General features: G+C 48.8%; 20 protein-coding genes. 4 read left to right on the forward strand and 16 right to left on the reverse strand.

Annotation, left to right across the window (positions count from 1 at the left end):
- Nucleotides 1-118: 118 nt before the first annotated feature.
- Complete coding sequence (locus QMO62_RS06005; protein WP_284639378.1) at nucleotides 119-1,441, reverse strand: ABC transporter substrate-binding protein; 1,323 nt, start codon at nucleotides 1,439-1,441, stop codon at nucleotides 119-121.
- Nucleotides 1,442-1,620: 179 nt separating this feature from the next.
- Here QMO62_RS06005 and QMO62_RS06010 point away from each other — a divergent pair, with 179 nt between their 5' ends.
- Nucleotides 1,621-2,484 (forward strand): AraC family transcriptional regulator, encoded by an 864-nt coding sequence (locus tag QMO62_RS06010; protein WP_284639379.1) that lies wholly within the window; start codon nucleotides 1,621-1,623, stop codon nucleotides 2,482-2,484.
- 133 nt (nucleotides 2,485-2,617) lie between these two features.
- On the opposite strand, the gene QMO62_RS06015 is transcribed toward QMO62_RS06010, so the two are convergent.
- On the reverse strand, nucleotides 2,618-3,694 hold the full coding sequence (locus tag QMO62_RS06015; RefSeq protein ID WP_284639381.1) for an MGH1-like glycoside hydrolase domain-containing protein: 1,077 nt from the start codon (nucleotides 3,692-3,694) through the stop codon (nucleotides 2,618-2,620).
- A 197-nt stretch (nucleotides 3,695-3,891) separates the two neighbouring features.
- On the opposite strand from QMO62_RS06015, the gene QMO62_RS06020 reads away from it, so the two are divergent.
- Both QMO62_RS06020 and QMO62_RS06025 read left to right on the forward strand, forming a co-directional pair.
- Nucleotides 3,892-4,038, forward strand: coding sequence for an N-acetylmuramoyl-L-alanine amidase (locus tag QMO62_RS06020; protein WP_284639382.1), 147 nt, complete (start codon nucleotides 3,892-3,894; stop codon nucleotides 4,036-4,038).
- Between the two features lie 29 nt (nucleotides 4,039-4,067).
- Nucleotides 4,068-5,060 carry a metallophosphoesterase family protein gene (locus tag QMO62_RS06025; protein ID WP_284639384.1) on the forward strand — a complete coding sequence of 331 codons (993 nt, stop codon included), beginning with the start codon at nucleotides 4,068-4,070 and terminating at the stop codon, nucleotides 5,058-5,060.
- On the opposite strand, the gene QMO62_RS06030 is transcribed toward QMO62_RS06025, so the two are convergent.
- From QMO62_RS06030 to QMO62_RS06080, 11 genes are all read right to left on the reverse strand, one after another.
- Nucleotides 5,050-5,874 (reverse strand): hypothetical protein, encoded by an 825-nt coding sequence (locus QMO62_RS06030; RefSeq protein ID WP_284639386.1) that lies wholly within the window; start codon nucleotides 5,872-5,874, stop codon nucleotides 5,050-5,052. The genes QMO62_RS06025 and QMO62_RS06030 overlap by 11 nt on opposite strands.
- A gap of 170 nt (nucleotides 5,875-6,044) precedes the next feature.
- Nucleotides 6,045-7,562 (reverse strand): arabinosylfuranosidase ArfA, encoded by a 1,518-nt coding sequence (gene arfA / locus QMO62_RS06035; RefSeq protein ID WP_284639388.1) that lies wholly within the window; start codon nucleotides 7,560-7,562, stop codon nucleotides 6,045-6,047.
- Nucleotides 7,563-7,574: 12 nt separating this feature from the next.
- On the reverse strand, nucleotides 7,575-8,330 hold the full coding sequence (locus QMO62_RS06040; RefSeq protein ID WP_284639390.1) for a sulfite exporter TauE/SafE family protein: 756 nt from the start codon (nucleotides 8,328-8,330) through the stop codon (nucleotides 7,575-7,577).
- A complete protein-coding gene (locus tag QMO62_RS06045) occupies nucleotides 8,330-9,151 on the reverse strand; it encodes a phosphoenolpyruvate hydrolase family protein (protein WP_284639392.1) in 822 nt (273 codons plus the stop codon). Before QMO62_RS06045 ends, QMO62_RS06040 begins: the two co-directional genes overlap by 1 nt.
- Before the next feature lie 70 nt (nucleotides 9,152-9,221).
- Nucleotides 9,222-9,584: a cupin domain-containing protein gene (locus QMO62_RS06050; RefSeq protein WP_284639394.1), complete on the reverse strand. Its 363-nt coding sequence runs from the start codon at nucleotides 9,582-9,584 to the stop codon at nucleotides 9,222-9,224.
- A 19-nt stretch (nucleotides 9,585-9,603) separates the two neighbouring features.
- Nucleotides 9,604-11,115 carry an extracellular solute-binding protein gene (locus tag QMO62_RS06055; RefSeq protein ID WP_284639396.1) on the reverse strand — a complete coding sequence of 504 codons (1,512 nt, stop codon included), beginning with the start codon at nucleotides 11,113-11,115 and terminating at the stop codon, nucleotides 9,604-9,606.
- A 32-nt stretch (nucleotides 11,116-11,147) separates the two neighbouring features.
- Nucleotides 11,148-12,029, reverse strand: coding sequence for a carbohydrate ABC transporter permease (locus tag QMO62_RS06060; RefSeq protein WP_284639397.1), 882 nt, complete (start codon nucleotides 12,027-12,029; stop codon nucleotides 11,148-11,150).
- A complete protein-coding gene (locus tag QMO62_RS06065) occupies nucleotides 12,029-12,955 on the reverse strand; it encodes an ABC transporter permease (protein WP_372516710.1) in 927 nt (308 codons plus the stop codon). Before QMO62_RS06065 ends, QMO62_RS06060 begins: the two co-directional genes overlap by 1 nt.
- Nucleotides 12,956-13,014: 59 nt before the next feature.
- On the reverse strand, nucleotides 13,015-13,776 hold the full coding sequence (locus QMO62_RS06070; RefSeq protein ID WP_284639401.1) for a sugar phosphate isomerase/epimerase family protein: 762 nt from the start codon (nucleotides 13,774-13,776) through the stop codon (nucleotides 13,015-13,017).
- Nucleotides 13,773-14,768: a Gfo/Idh/MocA family protein gene (locus QMO62_RS06075; RefSeq protein ID WP_284639402.1), complete on the reverse strand. Its 996-nt coding sequence runs from the start codon at nucleotides 14,766-14,768 to the stop codon at nucleotides 13,773-13,775. Before QMO62_RS06075 ends, QMO62_RS06070 begins: the two co-directional genes overlap by 4 nt.
- A gap of 20 nt (nucleotides 14,769-14,788) precedes the next feature.
- A complete protein-coding gene (locus QMO62_RS06080) occupies nucleotides 14,789-16,003 on the reverse strand; it encodes a Tm-1-like ATP-binding domain-containing protein (protein WP_284639404.1) in 1,215 nt (404 codons plus the stop codon).
- A gap of 293 nt (nucleotides 16,004-16,296) precedes the next feature.
- Here QMO62_RS06080 and QMO62_RS06085 point away from each other — a divergent pair, with 293 nt between their 5' ends.
- A complete protein-coding gene (locus QMO62_RS06085; protein WP_284639406.1) occupies nucleotides 16,297-16,866 on the forward strand; it encodes a helix-turn-helix domain-containing protein in 570 nt (189 codons plus the stop codon).
- Between the two features lie 174 nt (nucleotides 16,867-17,040).
- Here the strand turns inward: QMO62_RS06085 and dgoD are convergent, their stop codons facing one another.
- From dgoD to QMO62_RS06100, 3 genes are read right to left on the reverse strand one after another with little or no spacing between them, the layout of a single operon-like run.
- A complete protein-coding gene (gene dgoD / locus QMO62_RS06090) occupies nucleotides 17,041-18,162 on the reverse strand; it encodes a galactonate dehydratase (RefSeq protein ID WP_284639408.1) in 1,122 nt (373 codons plus the stop codon).
- Between the two features lie 48 nt (nucleotides 18,163-18,210).
- Entirely contained in the window at nucleotides 18,211-19,761 is a 1,551-nt protein-coding gene (locus QMO62_RS06095) for a carboxylesterase/lipase family protein (protein ID WP_284639410.1), read from the reverse strand.
- Between the two features lie 53 nt (nucleotides 19,762-19,814).
- On the reverse strand, nucleotides 19,815-20,747 hold the full coding sequence (locus QMO62_RS06100; protein WP_284639411.1) for an NAD-dependent epimerase/dehydratase family protein: 933 nt from the start codon (nucleotides 20,745-20,747) through the stop codon (nucleotides 19,815-19,817).

Genomic DNA, 20,747 nt, shown 5'->3' on the forward strand with positions numbered 1-20,747 from the left:
ATATTTGAACTCTACTGCCCTTACAAAAAATGGGGGGAGCTGCCGGCGGCAACCTGCTCCCGGGAAGCAAAACGAAAAAGTCCATGAAAACCATGGACTTCCCCAGTAACCCAATGATTTATTTTTTTAATTTTTCTTCAATCGCTTTATTCGCCTTTTCCTCCGCTTCACGTAAGGCCGTATTCACATCTTTGCCGGCTGCCAATTCTTTGGCCGCAGCATCGATGGCTGATCGGACTAAGACGTCATATTCAGTAAGGGGGTCGTTAATTTTGCGTGGTTTTGACTTAAAGATACCGGCAATGTTCTTGCCTTTGAGATACGGTACATTTGCGCCATATTGTGCTTGGAAGTCCCCTGTGGTCACAACGGAAATTTTCCCGCTTTTGCTCATTTCTTTTTGCACCTCATCGGAGGTTAAGATCGACATCACTTCAAAAGCTTCATTCTTATATTTGCTTTGCTTATTCAGCATGATCGTATGCGGGGTAATGACACGGCCTGTACCGATGGCCTCAGCGTAGTTGGGAAGCGAGACAAAATCCCATGGAACATTATTTGCGATGCTCGGATCAAGACTCGCTATCAAATCGGGAACCCATTGGGTAAACATGGCTACGTTCCCGTCCTTAAAAAATTCATTGGATCCATAAGTGATTTTCTTATCCTCTCCCAGGAATCCGGGAACATCGATAATCTCTTTCATTGTGGTGAAAGCTTTTCTCCAATTATCGTTATTAATGGACGCTTTGTTTGTAGCCGGATTAACGTAAGGTAAAGAAAGTCCATAGCCTAAACGAGAAATCGAATCACCGCTCAGTCCAATGTATCGGACCCCGTTATCTGTTCTGGTTATCTTGCGAGCTAACTGGATGATCTCATCCCAGTTCATGCCGTCTTTCGGATATGGGACAGCGAATTTATCAAAGATATTTTTATTATAAAGAAGAGCAGCGATGTTTTGCGCGACCGGTAAAGCGTACATGGCCCCTTTTCCACCGCTGTATACTTTAATGGAGTCTATGGCGGCAGGATCGAAACGGTTCAAGTCGAAGTTGTTGCTTTTAATCAAAGCGTTCAAATCCTCCGGTACATCAAGGTCTCGCCATAGAGGAGTATTAGCGTCTGTCGTATAGATCAAATCCGGGACGATGCCTGCAGCCACTAAATCCTCTGGATTTTGGCCGGTCCCTTTACGTACAATTTTAAAAGAAATATTAGGATATTTTTTTTGTACGGGCTGGACTATAAATTTGTCAATATCATCATTGCTCATCGCCGCGTGCTGGTAGAGAGTAAGAGTAATCGGTTCGTTTGAAATTTTCGGTGGAGCACTTCCTTTGTCAGCACTCCCCGTGTCAACCTGTGTGCTTGTTCCTTGGCTGCAGCCTGCAACTGCTGTGATCAATACAATGGAAGATGCAAGGTTAATCCACTTCATCTTTTTTTACCCCCCCGAATAGGTGTTTGAAAACGCTATCATTTATGTTAAATTATAGGTGATAGTCGGTTTCTTGTAACTGGACAATATTCAGAAAAAATCGTTCAATCTTAACATTTATTATTGGCGTGTCGTACCCGTAAGTCGTCCAATTTTATAACAGGAACAGGTGATTATTTATGCTGCCGTTAACATTGGCCAATAATTCAATCCCCACTCCACTGCCTCCGGTCTACGTTTATTGTATTGGCTGTCATGAACAAAAACCGATTTACAGGCCCAAAGGGTTTCCTGTATATCAAATATTATTTACGCGCAAAGGGTACGGAAGCTTCCGCATATTCGGAGACGAGGTGCAGTCCATGACGCCGGGTACGGTACTGCTTCTTGGTGAGGGTGTTCCGCACGAATATTATCCGAGCAGCAAAGACAACGGATGGGAGCTCGGGTTTATCGGCTTTCAGGGGGAAGCGGCAAGCAGTATCGCCGCACTTGCGGGCTTGGGCAAGCTTAGGACGATCAACGAGGAACGTATGAACTTGTGGGAGGATCTTGTTCGGTTGTGGCATATCATTAACAGCGATGAACCGGACGGCTTATGGAAAGCTTCGAGCTATTTGTATAACATCCTGATCACATTACAGAAGGAATACTCGTATGAGGAACGGCAGCCCGCCGCCCATTCGCAAGACCGTTCGAACAAAGGGCTTCAAATCGCCACTCGATTTCTTCAGGAGCATTACAATGAGAACATTCGTCTCTCTAATGTGGCCCGTGCGATCGGCTACTCGTCGCAGCATTTTTACAGGCTGTTCGTTAACGCATATGGGATGACACCGGGGCGTTATTTACAGATGATTCGCCTTAGGCGGTCGCTTCAACTTTTTCAACACTATCCGGGTATTTCTGTTGATGAGGTTGCTGTGCAGGTAGGTATGGAAACAAGTTATTTCATTAAGATGTTCAAGAAAATTTACGGTACCACTCCAAAACAATACGTAAAAAGGTATATGGTGGAATCCACTGAAGTCACAGAACTCTAGCGAAAAACGAGTCAAATAGGGGAGGAATTGCTTCCTCCCCCCTTTTAAATATTAATATTTCACCTTAAGGTAATCAAAATCTGCTTGCACCGTCGATAGCCGCGGCAAGCGGCTCCTCCTCTACGAAGTTGGCTTAAACTTCGTTATTTCGCTTCATTGCCTTCAATGGGTATTCCATCCGCTTCAGCCCATCACTCTCGAGCACCAAGTGATCATCCAAATACAAACGATAACCTCGTGGCATGTGTTGCTCCCTTTGATTGAAGGTAACACGGATTTGGTGTCCGTCTACCCATATACGATCCAGCTCAAAGAAATCAAGTCCAATATGTACCGGATCCAAAACGATACGATCTGTTTCGATATTCAAGCCGACCACGTGCTTCACGATTAAATCAATATAATATGAGTGGTTATAGTCAACTTCGTCGCTAAGTGCCTCTCCGGTTTGACTATTATAGTGCTCGACCAAATATGGCTTATCAAGGTCCCTGTGGGAATAATGCAGCATGGAATACTCCCTTAGATAGTGGCCGAAGCGTTCGTCAAATTGATGATTTCTGCGTTTGCTCTCCAGCGCTAGGGCATCCAGAACGATGCTATTGGTATATGGCCATGTCGGTCCATCCCAAACACAGCCGTTTCGCCCTTTGATAAATATCCCCTGCCAGCCTCCCTCAGGCTGATAAGCAGGACAGTCTGCTGACACCGAAGGGAACGGGCAAGGCGTATTGAACTCTTCATCGACAAATGCGTGCAAGAGCCCGGCATCGTGCTCAGCGTCGGTAATTTGCGCCCAATAAGGGTAAAAGCCGACGATGTTCTTGACCATCGCCTTTTCATCGTTCTCATAATGCAAATCGTAGAAAAACTTCGATTCCTCATCCCACATTTTAAGCAAAATATCGCTACGCAGCTCCTCAGCCAGCTGACGAAGCAGCTCCGCCTCATGATCTCCGGCCGCTTTACAGAGCGCGGCTACTCCCAAGCTATTTAAATAATGATAGATGGAGCGGTCTACTCTTTTGAGAGGAGTAAATGTATTCGGATCCTTGCAATCCTTAGGAAAGTTATGAAAATACCAATAGCTGGGCTGGTATTCCTTGCCGGTACGGTTATGGGTATACTCTGTGATTGGTATGATCCAATGGATGTGGAAGCCATGCTTTCTATCGTTTACCCCAAACCGTAATACGTAGTTTAGACGCACGAAGATCGTTCATCCGTTGGAGTTCTTTTTTCCCGGATGGACGTTTTTTTTGTGGAGAAAGAGACTTCGATTTTTGAGAATATACGAGGATGGGTGCCTGACACATTTTTCTAACCTCATGTATCCTTGTCCATGACATCGACGTCAGGTTGTCATATTATGGTGCTAAGGACAGCTAATTTAAGGAGGGGAAGTTAGTGTTGAGTGTTGAAGATGCTAACAAAATGATCGAGACTTTTTTAAGTCCGATGTGGTTTTTTGTCACTTCGCAGGAGGATAAGGATGAAATTCACCGGCTTGCTAATGAACTAAGAAAAGCTTCTGGGCAGCTTCAAGAAAAATGATGCCGAGGGGGTGAATTCGATTGCTAAGTGTGAAAGACGCTTTGAAAATAATGGAAGCATTTCTTTTACCGCGATTGAAATTTGTTACAGCTCAAAAGGAACAAGAGGAGATCCAACGTCTAGCTGAAGAGTTAAGGAAGGCATCTGGTCAATCCCCGTGTATAAGCTTTTCCGTCATAAGCGATATTCATGTCCAGTATTGGGATGAACAAGCTCAGAATAAATTGGTTGCCGCCCTGAAGGATTTACATCAATACAATTTTGATCTCGACACCTTAGTTATTAACGGAGACCTTGGAGATGGGCGTCCTGCTGACTATGCAAAGCTGCAATCGATTATGCAAAAGAACACTATCCCGAAAACGGTATGCTATACGATGGGTAATCATGAATTTTATAAAGCGTATTACAATTCCGCGGGAGCCTGGTCCCCAAATACGTTTCCCAATGGCGAATCAGATCAGGATTCCATAGCACGTTATTTGTCAAACACAGGAATGCCAGGTATTTATTATGATAGATGGATCAAAGGTTATCATTTTATTTTTCTGGGATCAGAACAATACAGGCAATCCGATCCGGGCAACAACGAGGATGCCTGGCTATCCCCCACTCAGTTAACATGGCTTCAACAGAAGCTGCAGGAAAACTATGTCCAGAGGAAACCGATGTTTGTTTTTCTGCACCAGCCCTTACCAGGCACAGTATCTGGCAGTTCGGCACGTGGAGTCGTGCAGCATGAAGAACTGAAACATTTACTGTCTATGTATCCAGAAGTGTTTCTCTTTTCGGGACACACGCACTGGGAGCTTCGCTTGCCGACCACCCTTGTAAGAGATGGATTCACGATGATTAACAGCTCTTCAGTGAGTTACCCATATGACGGGAACGACCAACCGCTTCAGGGGAACCGTTCAGAAGGCTTGGTCGTTGAAACGTATGAGAATCGTGTTCATATTCGGGGGAGAGATTTTGCTGCCCGCTCGTGGGTAGCTGATGCTGATTATATTATCAATTTATAAGACGCACTACGGGTAATAGCCTCTCCAGTCCGATAGCGCTAATCAGCATTCGTTCCTTTTTACTGCCCAGCAGCTTCTGTGACCAGTCAACATACCCTCCGTCACCGATCACGTTTTCCTGACCATTCACGGTAATGATTACCGTAAATTGCAATCCCCGATAATACGCATTCTCGTTCGTTTCCGCAGATTCCATCACCTTGATCAGCGGATTCTTCAGCTGTATGTGCTCGCTGAGCCGTCCGATTAGGCCGCTGCTGTCCTTATATCCTCCGCGTCGTTGGAGCACCACGGTCATCTGCAGGTTCTCAAATAAGTTAAAAAGTGTTTCATACATTTGCAAATGCTCTACGATAGCTTCCTTTTCAAATAAATAAGAACCCCTGTCTTTTCCCGAGGTCACCATGCAAAACAATTGAAAATGTGGTAGCAGCCCGGGCATATCAAATCTTTGCGCTCGAACGTGCCGGTGCGTGGTGCATAGCCGGAGTGGGGCATCAACATTGCTTACTGTACCGGATTTTATTGCTTCACACATATATAAAGCAAGCATATTGGTCGCATCTGCGACGATTTCAGTCCCCCGCAAAGCAGAAATCACCTTGTTCTGATTGGCGGGGGCAACGACGGAGCATGAGCCTAGCGGGGCGGCCGGTGAAAGCTCGACCGGACGATAATTGAGCACTTCCGCAATATGTAATACGTCCAGCTCCAATTGCTTAAGCTGAATTGGGTTTACCTCAGACGGTTTACAAAACCGGTTCGATGCATAGTTCACGAGCAGCTCTCGGTAGGAGATGTCGCTCGCTTTCAATCTCAAGAGCTCCAAAAGTAGCGAGTTTAGTTCCGAGGAGGATAAGCAGCTCCTCAGAGTCAGTATTAGTTCCGGCTGGCCAATGCGCTGCAATATTCGATCTACCGCATGCCGTTCAGACATATCCCCTGCCGCCTCCTCTATGCTTAAACAACGGGGATTCCACCCTGTCACTGAGCTTTTTTGGCAAGCCGAATCACATTCCATGAATGCTTGCTGAGACAGGCTGTCAGATAGCCGCCAACTAGCGAGGCATCCCCGTTGCTGTGCGGCTTTACCGTATCCGGTGTTTGCTCGGTATTGACCGCTTTCAGGTTATCATTCACAAGGACAATATGCTCGACGATGCAATAGTCCTTAAACTGGCGAAGATCCCCTTCCAGCCCCAATGATTCCTGAAGGTCCCGGTTCACGGCAAAGATTGTCAGCTCATCACGCTCCTCATTATGTATAGCAATCGATTCCAGCAGCGGAATATCGGTAAAGTCCTTACTGTCGTATTTCGGCGAGGAAACAAGCGTCTGTAGTGCTGTCCCCCTGCCATAGATGGAGGCGTGCATATAGGGATAAAAAATGGTCTGCTTCCATGCCGTCCCATTCTTGGAGGTCATAATCGGAGCGATGACATTGATCAATTGAGCCAGGCAGGCGATCTTAATTCGGTCCGCATGCTTCAGCAGTGTAATCAGCATACAGCCGACCAGCAGCGCATCCTCAAAATTATAAACATCCTCCAGTAACGGCGGAGCTATCGCCCATGGATCTCTTTTCTTGTCTGATTCTCTAGTGTGGTACCATACGTTCCATTCGTCGAACGACAGGTTCATCGTCTTCTTGCTGCGCTTCTTCGCTTTAATATAATCGCAGATGGCGATAACGGATGAAATAAACCGGTCCATATCGAGAGATTTGGCCAAATAGTTTGCGGGATCGTTCTCCTGATTACCATAATAAATATGCAGCGACAGGTAGTCCACATGCTCATAGGTATGCTCCAGCACAGTAGCCTCCCATTCGGCAAAGGTTGGCATTTTGCTGTTGGAGCTGCCGCAGGCGACAAGCTCAATGGTCGGATCAACCCATTTCATGACTTTGGCGGCCTCGACGGATATGCGTCCGTATTCTTCGGCCGTTTTTCTGCCCATCTGCCATGGACCATCCATTTCATTGCCGAGGCACCAGGTTTTGATTTTATGCGGTTCCTTGTACCCGTGGGAGATACGGAGATCGCTCCAGTACGTGCCCGAAGAGTGGTTGCAGTATTCGACCATATTGCGTGCGGCATCGATCCCTCTCGTCCCGAGATTTACGGCCATGTTCACTTCCGCATTGACCTTCCTAGCCCACTGAACGAATTCATTCGTTCCGATTGCGTTCGTTTCCACCGTTTTCCACGCCAAATCCAGCCGCTTAGGCCGGTCCGCAACAGGACCGATCCCATCCTCCCAGTTATACCCCGAGACGAAGTTGCCGCCGGGATAACGGATCAGAGGCACGTTAAGCTGCTTTACCAGCTCGATGACATCCGTGCGGAAGCCCATTTCATCGGCGGAGAAATGTCCCGGCTCATAAACCCCCTCATATACGCAACGCCCCAAATGCTCCACGAAGGAGCCGTAGATACGTTCGTCGATTTTTGCAATCTGATAATCCTTATCTACAATTAGCTTTGCTTTTTTACCTATCACATTGCATCTCCTTTATGTAAAAAGATCTGGAACCATCAACTTGATCGCACCGACGCCCCCGAGCAGCAGAATGATCCGCTGAAACCAACGTACAGGTATGCGGGGAATGACCTGGATGCCGATAAGGGCTCCGGCGACAATGGCCGGCAACGCCCACAGGTTCAACAGCAGCGAAGCTTCCGTGATCATATTCAGCTCCCAATAAAGTGGCACCTTGAGCAAATTGACGGTCAGGTAGAACCATGCTCCTGTCCCAATAAATTCCTGCTTGGGCAGCTTCTTGCCGAAGAGATACATCGACATGATCACGCCGGATACATTGCCAACCATCGTCGCATAGCCGGCCAAAATTCCCATCGCCGATGTGAACCATGCCGATTGAGGAAGTAATTCATCCAGCTTCGAACCCAGCCGGTCCTTCAGCACCTGAAGCGCAATCAGCACGATCAGCAGCAGCCCCAGCAGGAATTGAATCAGCGTATCGTCAAATAATCGCAGGACGACATAGCCAACGCCAAGCCCGGTCAGCACCCATGGAATGAGTGAGATGAGATGCCTCCACACGACGCTTCGCCGGAAATAAACGACGGCGATAATATCCGCAGCGATGAGCACAGGAAGCAGCGTGCCTACCGCTTGCTTGGCTGGGAAGGTCTGACTCATCACTGCCGCATTGAGAATGCCGAGTGTCGCTAGCCCGGTCTTGGCAAACCCGGCCAGTACCCCGGCAATCAGCATAGTGATAATCTGAAGCAGCTCGCTGCTCATCAGATTTGCTTAAACCTGCGAACCTGCTCCGTAATCGCAATTTCCGTAGGCAGTCGCTCGACACTGGAAGCCCCGAAGAAGCCGTCTACGCCTTGAGTCTTGCTTAGGACATAGGCGGCATCCTCCGGTTCCGAAATGGGGCCGCCGTGGCAGATGACCAGAATGTCCGGGTTCACCGATTTCCCCGCATCGTGAATCCGTTGCACCACTTCGATGGATTCTTCCAGCGTTAACGCCGTTGCTGCCCCGATGCTTCCCTTCGTGGTCAAGCCTATATGCGCCACGAGAACATCGGCTCCAGCCTTGGCCATCTTGATCGCTTGCTCCTCGTCGAATACATATGGTGTCGTCAGCATATCAAGCTCATGGGCTTTGCGGATCATCTCGACCTCCAGATCGTAGCCCATCCCTGTCTCCTCCAGATTTTGTCGAAACACTCCGTCGCATAGTCCTACCGTCGGGAAGTTTTGAACGCCGGTAAAGCCCATGTCCTTCAGCTGCCGGAGATACACCTCCATAACGCGGAACGGGTCCGTACCGCAGACGCCGGCCAGCACGGGGGTATCCTTCACGATCGGCAGCACCTCCCCAGCCATCTCTACGACGATTTGGTTTGCGTCGCCGTAAGGCATGAGGCCTGCAAGCGAACCGCGCCCGGCCATCCGGTACCGTCCCGAGTTATAAATAATGATGAGGTCGACGCCGCCCGCTTCAGCGCACTTGGCCGATAAGCCTGTGCCTGCGCCGGCACCGACCAGCTTCCGGCCCTCCGCCACCTGAGCCTTCAATCGGGTAAGAGCTTCTTTTCTGGATATGGCCACGGTTGAATCCTCTCCTTTTCCCTATATGAGATTTTGGGGAGACGCCGCTCAAGGCATCCCCCCCAATCGTTTATTCTCCGATCGTTTGCCGATCCGCCGATGAATAAGCGATAATCATCCGGCAAGGCTCCCAGCTCGTTACCTTGGCATTATGAGGGACACCCTGAGGAATGCGCAGCATCATGCCGGGCTCCAGATGAAATACCTCGTCACCGAGCGAATGATCGCACTCCCCGGACAGGACGAAGATGATTTCCTCGCAATTCGGATGAATGTGTCGATCATTGGCCTGACCTGCCTCAATATACACCATGCCGAAGGTCATCTCCGCTTCCGGATCGATCTCCTTGCCGCAAAGCCATTGAATTTTGCCCCAGCCCATATTCAAAATTCGTTGCTCATCCTGTTTACGTAAATCGGTAATGGTTGCCATGTGCCCATCTCCTTTTTGTTTACTTCGCCGTTGTACGTTCTTTATAAGCTGCATTCATTTCTTGAATAATCTTCTGATAATTTGCATCCTGCTTAAGCTCTTGAACGAATTTATCCCATGCATCGATTCCCACCTTGCCCATGACCACCTGCGTCTTCATGTCATTAATCTTCTTGGTGTAATCGGCTCCGAGCTTCGTATTGGTTTCCGAATAGAGCCCGATTTCATGCCGTTCTGAGCTGATCTTAGCTTTGGCATCGATAATCTTCTTATTTCTTTCGAATATTTCCCGAGGCATGCCCGGTGCAAAAGCATACATATATGGATCATGCTTCATAAATAGCTTGCCCCATGCCCCTGGACCCAGGCTGTCCTTCACCGCTTGCTCATTGGTCACATAAAATCCGTCTTCCTTCTTAAAGTGTACCCCTTCAATACCGTAGTTGGATAAAATGTGGCCTTCTTCCGTAGCGCCGAAATCGAGAACGGATAAAATTTTACGCATTTTCGCTTCCGGAACGCTTTTGGGAATGGCGAATACTCCGATAAAGCCGGAATTTTGCTGCTGGAACGGTCCTTTTTTCGCTTCTAAGGAAACGATCGGCTCCCAATTCACCTTCGGATCTCTTTTCCATTGATCGTACTGCCATCGCCACATTGCTTCGATCGTTTCCGTCGTGATTCCTGATTTTCCTGTGGTGGCCAAATCGGTTATGTCCTGACTCTTCATTACGGCGAAATCTTTAGGAATCAGGTCTTCATCAAAAAGCTTCTTCTTGTACAGCAGTGCTTCTCTCATTTCAGGCTCTAATGTAATGTCAATGAGGTTACCGTTGACAGGCTTCCATTTGCTGCTGGCGTTCGCAAAAATAAATTCAATTTGATCATGCGTGCGCATCGTATAGCCGACAGGATTTTTCGTTCCATCAGGATCCTTTTCTTTAAAAACCTTCATCACGTTGTATAAATCGTCTAATGTTTTAGGCATTTGTAATCCGAGCCTGTCGAGCCAGTCCCTGCGTATGTAGAAGGTTGTTCCCCCCTCAAGAGGACGTACGATAGGAACGACATAGTTTTTGCCGTTTATTTTCGTATTTTCCCAAATGGCTCTCGGTGATTCCATCAGGTTTTTGTAATCCTTAAGATAAGGTGTTAAATCCCAAAACGCCCCTTGCTTAACCATCGTTTGAAATTGGGGAATACTTGTCGTATCCGGCAATCGAATCGCATCCGGAAGGTCACCGGAGGCTAATAGCACATTGAGCTTGTCGTTATACACCGGATCGGAAACCCATGTAATATTCAGCTTGGAATTGGTCTTTTTTTCGAATTCTTTTAACACCGGATTATCCGGCCCAGGAGGCTGCGTGATGGAAAAGTTAGCAAAAATGTTGAGTGCCATAGGCGCCTCTTTGCCATCCTCCTGTTTCACGGTCGTTCCCGCTGGGCCGTCGCCGGAGCATGCTGCAGTGACAACCGCTAAGCCTGACAGTATGACGATCAACGCATGTCTTTTTGAGGTTTTTCTCATACGCTTTCCCCTTTCTCAACATTAGACTTTGCTCAGCCCTTCACCGAACCGAGCATAACGCCTTTGGCAAAATGCTTTTGCAAAAACGGATATACCGCCAAGATGGGAAGTGTTGCGATAACGACCGCTGCCATTTTAATCGTTTGAACGGGAAGTTGGCCTTCTGACATCATTTCAGCAGCGGAAGAACCACCTGTTGTTGTATCCGATTCAATTAACATGTTTCTTAATACCACCTGCAAGGGTACTTTCTCATAATCGTTGATATATAAAATTGCATTGAAGAACGTGTTCCAATAGCCCACAGCATAGAACAAACCGAATGCAGCAAGTGCAGGAGCGGACAGCGGTAGAACGATCCGGAAAAAGGTGCCGAGTTCGTTGCAGCCGTCGATCATCGCTGCGTCCTCGAGCTCTACCGGAATGCTATCAAAAAAGCTTTTCATCAGAATGACATTCCATCCGCTGACCAGCACCGGTATGATGAGTGACCAAATACTGTTAATTAACCCAAACTCACGAACGATTATGTAGTTGGGAATGATCCCTGGGTTGAACAGGATCGTGATCAGAACCATCAGCATCAAAATTCTTCTTCCGAGTAATCTTTTCCGCGACATGCCGAACGCCATGGCAGCAGTGAAAATCAAGCTTAATCCCGTCCCCACGGTTGCCAGGAACGTGCTGACGAAGGTAGCGTTCTTGAATGCATTGGTACTGAGCAAATAAGCATAAGATGCCGTGGTCCATTTTTGAGGAAATAAGACAAAGCCGTTTTTGGCCAAATATTCCCGGGGATCCGTGAATGACACGACAAACACATAGTAAAGCGGAAATACGGTGATGAATCCTATGAGTACCAATAAAATGATATTGAAACCATTGAACAGTCGACCGCCAAGGCTTTCTTTCATTAATAGACACCTTCCTCGCCAAACCGCTTCGCCAATTTGTTTGCCAAAATTACGAGGATAAGACCGACCACTGATTTGAACAGACCTACTGCGGTGCTGTAACTGAACTGTCCGCTCTGAATACCGTTGCGGTACACATACGTTTCAAACACGTCTGCATATTTAGCCACAGCCCCGTTACTCATCAGAAATACTTGCTCGAACCCGACATCCATAATATGACCTAACCTTAGGATCAACAGGACCAATATCACGTTACGGATCCCGGGGAGAGTCACATGCCAGGCCTGCAGCCATCGGTTGGCTCCGTCTATCTTGGCAGCCTCGTATAATTGCGGATCCACCGCAGTTATCGCTGCTAGTATGATGATGGTTCCCCAGCCGGTTTCCTTCCATATGTTTTGTGCAACTAGCATTCCCCAAAAGGTATCCGTATTGGTTAGAAAATCATACTTTGCCAACCCCATCGACATCAGCATCATATTCACGAGGCCTGAGGTTTGGGACAAAAGCAGGAAGGAGATGCCTGCGATGATCACCCAGGACAAAAAATGAGGCAAATAGACAATCGATTGAATGATCCGTTTGAAGACCTGGTTATTTACCTCGTTTAGCATCAAAGACAAGATGATCGGAAGCGGAAAGAAAAAAAACAGATTCAATAAGCTAATCACCATCGTATTTCGGAAAAGCAAGTAAAAATCGGGATTCGTAAAGAAACGTATAAAGTGCTCAAACCCGACCCAATCGCTTTTCCAAACACCGGCATAAGGTGAATATTCTTGAAACGCAATGATAATCCCCCACATGGGGAGGTATTTGAAAAGAATAAAAAATACCACCCCAGGGACAACAAGCAGATACAGATACTTATCGCGTCGTAAAGTTAACCAAAGCATTCGGATCCATGTCTTTTGGCTTTCCATAGCATGGGGCTTCAGGGGAGTGGTTTGGGATTTCATAGCCTTATCCTCCTGCGTTTCTTCTATTTACTTAATCCTAAGCCCTTCTGCATAAAGGCGTAGCATTCCTTCATTCCAAGGGTGATGTCGCCGCCGCTTTCTTCGTCGGCCGAAACCCAACCGGCATAACATGCTTGGCGGATCGCCGCAAAGATCGGTTCGAAGTCAATATTCCCTTGCCCGAGCACACGCCATTCTCCGTTTGCGAAATCCTTCATGTGGAAATTGTCGATCACAGGCGCATAGCTGGTAATAATCTCCGCTACATTATGAATGCCGGATTTGACCAGATGTGCGGTATCTACGGTGAGGCCGACTACTTGATCGCGAACCTCCTCAAAGAATATATCGAAGTCCTCGCGATACATGACCGGCTGGTTATGATGATGGTGGAGCGATAGCGAGATTCCGTGCTGGCGGGCCTCTTTACCCAGCTCGGTCAGGACCGCAGCATATTTTCGGATATCCTGGGTCGTTACCTGATTACGAGGAATCCCATGGCAATACACGATGATTTCGGTTCCGATCCGCTCACCGAATCGCAGCAATTTCCGAAGCGTGCTGATGCTGCCTTCATCGAGCGTTCCGCCGGTGATCAGAGCGGAACCGATGCCGGGGTAAGCTCCCCATTCCTCCAGGAAGCGCTCGGGCTCCCCAATATAAGGAGCATATTGCCCGTGCTTTAATTGAAGTCCTTCGTAACCGATGCTCCGGTAGCTGTGGAAGAGAGAGTCCCGTTCTTCCACAGTGGCCGTTGGTCTGGAAAACGCGAGCTTTATGCTCATACCTGCACACCTCTATTCAGATATACGATGCGATGCTCCTTCGCCGATACATAAGCCGCATCCAGCATCGCGACCGTTTTCAAATTATCTCTGGCGCTGTTCGGCGCTTCTACGCCGGTTTCCAGCGAAACGAGCAGATGGTTCAGTCCTTCATACGTCGCTACCTCGCGGGACACGGCGTTTGGCCAGCTTTGTACCGGCTTCGCTTCTCCCTTGCGGTATAAATCCACATTGCTGTGAGTCGCTTGCAGTGAGCCGGTCTCTCCAATCACGATCATCTCTGTTCTTCGGACGGCGGAGGAGAAGCTTTGCGTATACGTGGCGATGGCTCCATTCTCAAAGGCCACTTGTACCGTAGCATCCGTTTCCCCGACACAATCGATGGCAGGAGATGATGTCATTAACGCGGTTACCGAGGTTGCTTCGGAGCTCAAGATTTGTCGGAAGCCGTCAAACCAGTGAATCCCCATAACAGAAAGCGCGTGACGCTCGCATTGCAGCCTCCAGCCTGCATCCTGACGGAAAAACAAATTGTTGAATATGATAGCGGTTACATTTCCGATCGTTTGCTCAGCAACGATTTGCTTTACCACATCGAAGGTGAAATGACGTCTGAAGTTTTGATTGACGGATATCGGAATGCCGAGCTTCTCAGCCTTTTCCGTAATTTCGATCGCATCGCTTAACGTATCGGAGAAGGGCTTCTCAACGAAGAGCGGGAATCCGGCCTCGAGCAGCGGGAACACAACCTGCTTGCGTAAGGATGTAGGCGTACATACAACCGCCACATCGACTCCACTGTTCTTGATAAAATCGTCCAACGAATGGAACTGCTTCGCGATCCCGTACCTCTCGGCCTTCTGGCTTGCTGCTTCTGGATTCGGGTCGCAGATTGCCGCAATCTCCACGCGATCGGCTTGCTCCTTGTAGCCTTCCAAGTGAAGCTCTGTTACGCCGCCGGCACCGATAAGTCCTACTTTATACTTTTTCATAGTTTATTCCACCTTTTGGTTTATTTTGTTTGAGTAAGCATGGATAGCAGCAGCTGTACCGCTTTGTCCGCGAACTCAGGCGCATTGATGTTGCAGTCCAGCTCGTATACAAGAATTTCAGGCTTTACGTATCGCTTAATGGCGTCGAAGCACGCCCGGTCGGCCTCCGGATTCCAGAAGGGCTGGCCCGGACTGTCCAGAATCGATACACCTTGTAATGGAATAAGAAACGCAACGGGACCGCTGCTTGCATTCGCTTTGTCAGCTAAGATACGGCCGATCACCGCATTCTCCTCTTCCGTCGTTCTCATTAGTGTAACATTGGGATTCCATTCGTATAAATTACGGTCCGCATACCGTTGTGGCACGGTGCTACGCGCGTGAAAATTGACCATATCCACACAGCCGGGGACGATGACCTGTGGAATGCCCCGGGCAGCAGCCCCATCACCCCGCTCCGGGCCTGCAGCGAATACACCGCCTGCGATTTCATCCGCCCATTCTGTCGTAGTTATGTCTAGAATCCCGTTTATGTATCCGCCCTCCGTTAAGCTATCGAGTGTTCGGCCTCCGGTTCCTGTGCAGTGAAATACGAGCACCTCGTAACCATTTGTCTCCAAGCTCGTTCTTGCCCGTTCCACGCAGGCGGTCGTATTGCCGAACATGCTGGCTGCGATCATAGGCTTATCGGCTCCGGAAGCCACTGTGGATTCTACCATGCCGCAGACCGCGCCGGACGCCCGGGTGAACACCGCCCGGCTGATCCGGTTCACACCGGATACGTCGACGATCGCGGGAAACAGGAGAATGTCCTTTGTGCCCACATAGCCGCTTGTATCCCCTGAAGCAACCGTCGATACGATCACCTTCGGAAATCCGATCGGCAATGCCCTCATAGCACTGCTGGCGACGGTGGTACCGGCCGTTCCTCCCATGCCGATGATGCCTTGGATGGCTCCCGCCTCATAAAGCTCGCGGACAACGGCGGCCGCACCGGCAGCCATGACCGTCATCGCTTCCCCGCGATCCCGGCGCTTAACCAACTCCTCGATTGGTGTCCCCCCTGAAGCGGCAACCCGATCTCTCCCAACATCCGGCTTCAACTGTGGCTCGTCAATGACGCCAGTATCGATTACAAGCGTGCGATGTCCGCGGGCCTCGATCTGCTGCTTCACATACTCGAATTCCGGGCCCTTCGTATCCATGGCACCGATCACACCAATGGTGCTTCCCATCGTATCCCCTCCTTCTGCGAATCTGACTTCAACACATCCTACGCGGGTCCGTTCAACAATATGCACATAAAATATATTTGGTTAAACTATATTCAACATGGTTGAAATGTACTAAAGGTTGCTCTGGCTCTCTGAAATCCATTAAGCATGCTTTCCAAATATTTTCTTGGCATATTTCCCTTGTTACCAAGCATATTTTTCAACACAGCATGGAACTGGCTCCCACCGTTTGATAATTCAACTGAATTGAACTATATTAAATTGTGATACTTATTTTCTTGAGAGGGGACCTTATGGATCTAGGTAAACGTATTCGATTAATCCGTAAAGAACAGAAGCGAAGCCAGGACGAGATCGCACAGGTTTGCGGCTTTAGTAAGAGCCTCCTTTCGAAGATTGAAAGCGGGAGCACCATGCCCGCGGTTTCTACCTTGATGAAAATCGCCAATGCACTTGGCGTCAAAGTATCGGACCTGCTCGAGGTACAGCCCGGTCATGAAACGGTGATGGTCAGCAGCAGCCAGCGTGAGAATCCCGCCAACTGGATCACGACCAGCAAGGGCTATTCCTTCTTCGCCTTTGCTTCCGGCATTCATAACAAAATACTGCAGCCGTATTATTTTGTTGCCCGCAAGGGCCAGATCAACAACCAAGTTTTCTCGCATGAAGGTGAGGAGTTTATTTATGTCCTATCGGGTTCCATGAGATACAGAGTGGGCAGCTCCGAATACGAGCTGCATGCCGGCGACAGCCTGCATTTCAACTCGATGGAGGAGCATACAGTGATCCCCCTTTCCGATGAGGTTACTTACTTGGCCGTATTTACAGAGCAGCAATCGAAATCCGGTACCGACAAAAAGTAGGCCGGCATCGGCGTCGTCCCTATTATCGTTGTAGCATCATCCCTGAAAATAGGAGTATGGATATAGCAATCATTGCTTTTAGACACCAAGAAAAGCTCATCAGCGTATCCGATGAGCTTCTTTCTCTATGGCAATTACCATTTTCGTCTTATGACCATTTGTCATATAGCTTTTCTAAATTTCTGCGACGCTTCCATCGAGGCTATAACATGGGATATACTGCTTAGATGTGTATGGATATTTTTCAAACGCCTCTTCATTTAGTTCGATCCCTAGGCCAGGGCCTTTCGGCAAAGAAAAATACCCGTTTTCAGGCTTAAGCGAAATATTGTAGATGTCCGGTCGTGCATAAACGGAATGGGCTGCAAACTCCAGGATAGCGAAGTTTTGAATGGCAGCGCTAACGTGCAGACTTGCTGCCGTTGCAACCGGCCCATTCGGGTTGTGGGGTGCAAACTTGATATGATAGGGTTCCACCATGGAAGCGATTTTACGAATCTCCGTAATGCCCCCGCAGTGGCAAATGTCGGGCTGTACGAAATCGAACAGCTGGTTTTCGACGACCTCTCGGTACTCAAATCGGCTAAAAAGTCGTTCGCCGGCTGCTATGGGAACTTTACATGAGTTTTCGCGGATTCTTCTATATGCGGCGGAGTTTTCAGGGGGAATTGGTTCCTCGAAGAAGTAGATGTTGTGTTTGGCCGCTACCTCGATTTGCTTGATTGCTTCAGTCGGTACCCCCTGGCCATGATTGTCAATACAGAGGACTTTATCTTTGCCTATCGCACTACGGATAGCTGCCAGATTCTCATCCAGAAATTCGATACTGGATTCCGGGTCATAAAGAGCTCCGGGCTTTCCGCCTCCCGTTTTAATCCCGTCAAAACCCATTTCAATTGCCTTCCGCGCGGATTCCGCATTGCCTGCGTGCGTATAGATGCGGACTTTGTCACGTACTGCTCCGCCAAGCAGCATGTATACCGGTACATTATATATCTTGCCGTTTATATCCCACAATGCCTGATCAATCCCGCTAATCGCAGACATATAGATAAAACCGCCTTTCCAAAAGCCGTGGCGGTACATCTTCTGCCAGATCTTTTCGATATTGCGGGGATCTTCTCCAATCACACTGCGCTCCGCCAAAACATGAATGCTCTGTTCAACCGCTTTCTCCTGTCCTTCAACACTGGCCTCACCCCAGCCGTACACCCCTTCATCCGTCAAAACCTTAACAAATAGCCAATTCTGTCTGATTGTAGATACTAAATATGTTCTAATTTCATTTATTTTCATATTTTGGCCCCCCCGTTTTGATAAAGCTCAGGGTATAATCACCGTTAACTAGTTCCATAGATGATTCCTCTTGTTTTTCTTGAAATATTGTTTAACAAGGAAAATCATTACATCACTCGGTTGTATCCTGACAAACTCGGATTTATCCTTGAAAACCATTCCGTACGGCGCCTCGGGAGTGTAGGGCTCCCACAGCGGCATATCCTCACTTGTGGAATCTTTACCATTCGGATCTCCGGAACGGATGAAGTTTGCCCAATAGTTGCACATCTGGCGGGCAAGATCATAATGTTTGCCGACAAAAGGCCTCCAGCATTTGGCGAGAGTCTCAAAGAAGAACCAGAGATCCACCGAGTGGAATGTTCCGGGGTTATCCCATCCCGGTATTTCCGCATCAAAATTGTAATAATACAGCGGGATATTGGCTCCGGTATCCGCATTGGCCTGTGCGGCAATCCGGATTGCATATTCGAAGCTGCTCACGGAAGCATTGTTCACTACTTCGTCTATGTTGTCCGATTCTGCATGGCAAAGGGCAAGAAACTCATCGGCATCATCTCCAAACATTTCCACAGCTAATTGTCGGAACTCCCCATGTGTCTTGACATTCGGAACACTGAAAAATTCGGAGGAGGTGTGACCCCAAAGCACCGGTACCTTCCAGCGCTTGTTTTCAAGGAATAGATCATATGCGATGCCTACGCTGAACACATGATCAATAACAGTTCCCCAGAACCCGAACCCCTTATTGTATTCCAGCATCTTGTCGCGGAGATATTCCGCATCAAGCTTCCGGGCCTCTGCAAGGGAGGAAACTCCAAGAAACTCAAAGAAATTCACGCCATCTTGTTCGGCTTCCGCCAGAATGCGCCTCCCCCTCGGCATGCGGCCTCCAGGGTATAGCGGCGTTATGGCACCGCTCTGAATGATTGCCCTCTGGAAGAGGCCTTCGTTCTGAGGCGAAGTGAGCTGGCTCATGACACTTCCACCGCCGGCAGATTGTCCGCCGATTGTAATGTTGTCGGGATCGCCGCCAAAAGACGCGATATTGCGCTTGACCCATTGCGTAGCGAACTGCTGATCAAGGTGGCCGAAGTTTGCGGGAGCTTCCGGAGCTTCCGCCGTTATGTCAGGATGGCATAAAAATCCGAACACGTTCAGCCGATAGTTAATCGTGACTACCACGATGCCCCTGCGGGCGATACGCTCGCCGTCAAACTCCATCTCAGCCGTGTGACCGACCTGCAGACCGCCGCCGAAGTACCATACAAAAACCGGCAGCTTCTCGTCGGGACAGTTTGCCGGAGTCCATACATTCAGGTAGAGGCAGTCCTCATCCATGGGGATGTCCGGGTCCACTGCCCATTCCCTGGTATAGATGTTATTTACGTCGATCTTTTGCCTAACCTGCATCGAAACCGGCGCGAAATCGTATGCTTTCAACATACCATCCCAATCTTTTACGGTCTGTGGGGCACGCCAGCGGTTTTCGCCTACGGGCGGTGCGGCAAATGGAATGCCTTTGAAACTTGTTATACGGGGATCGGCCGCCGGAAGCCCCTGAACTATGCCGTTTTCAACTTTCACTACTCTAAGCATACTTGATCCTCCCGTTCATTACTTCCTCGCTATAGCATTTGTGGCATCTCTTATTAGAAGTCCTCCTGCGGATTCCGCCAGGAATACTTCGGTACATAGCCTAGCTTCTCTCTCAGCTTCCGGCACGTAATCAAGCCTTCCGCCCCTTCCAAATTGACGGCCATCTCCTTTAGATCCGGCCAGTGGCGTTCGACGACTGTTTTCGTATCCTCCCAGTGCCTGCTGTCCGTATGCAGGTAGAACGCTTCAAACAAATCGAGACCCGTCGCCTCCAGCGCCAATGCGAACGCTTGTGCCGCATCGCGAGGATCGATATATTGATGCGTCGTGCCGATCGGCCCGCCCACGTGATTTGGACGCGCTTCAGGTGTGATATTGTATTTGTACATGTGACGCTGGAACGGATAATCCACCCCATTAAGGCGGAATGCGACGGTACGAATCCCGTACGCCAATCCGAACGCCTTCAAAATTTCCTCGTTGATGAGCTTAGAAAGGCTGTAGGAATCCTCCGGCCGCAGCGGATGTTCTTCATCAATAGGTAAATATTCGACCTGGAAAGGCTTATTGCTGATTCGGAAGCCGAGTCCCAGCACATAGTAAGAGGAGGCGGCAACTACGGTATTCACATGGAAACGGCGTGCCGCATCCATCAGATAATAAGTTCCCATTGTGTTGACACGCATGGTCTCGTCTTCCGGCATCCTCTGGATTCCGGCGCGTCCGGGCTGCAGCGTCGTATCATACGTAATGGCCCCAAGATGAATAATGGCATCCGCATCGGACAGGTGTATCGCACGCATATTATCCTCGAGCGAGGTTAAATTGCCTTTGACAAACTTAACCTCCTTAGGGAACGTCTCGGAATCGGGCGATACCGCATCAAATGCCGTCACTTGATATTGGCGCCCCAGCAAATATTCGATCGTATAGCGAGCCAATTTCCCCGCTCCACCGGTCACCAACACTTTTCGATTTGTCCCCAT

This window comes from Paenibacillus silviterrae, assembly GCF_030167925.1.
In the GTDB taxonomy this organism is placed as follows: domain Bacteria; phylum Bacillota; class Bacilli; order Paenibacillales; family NBRC-103111; genus Paenibacillus_G; species Paenibacillus_G silviterrae.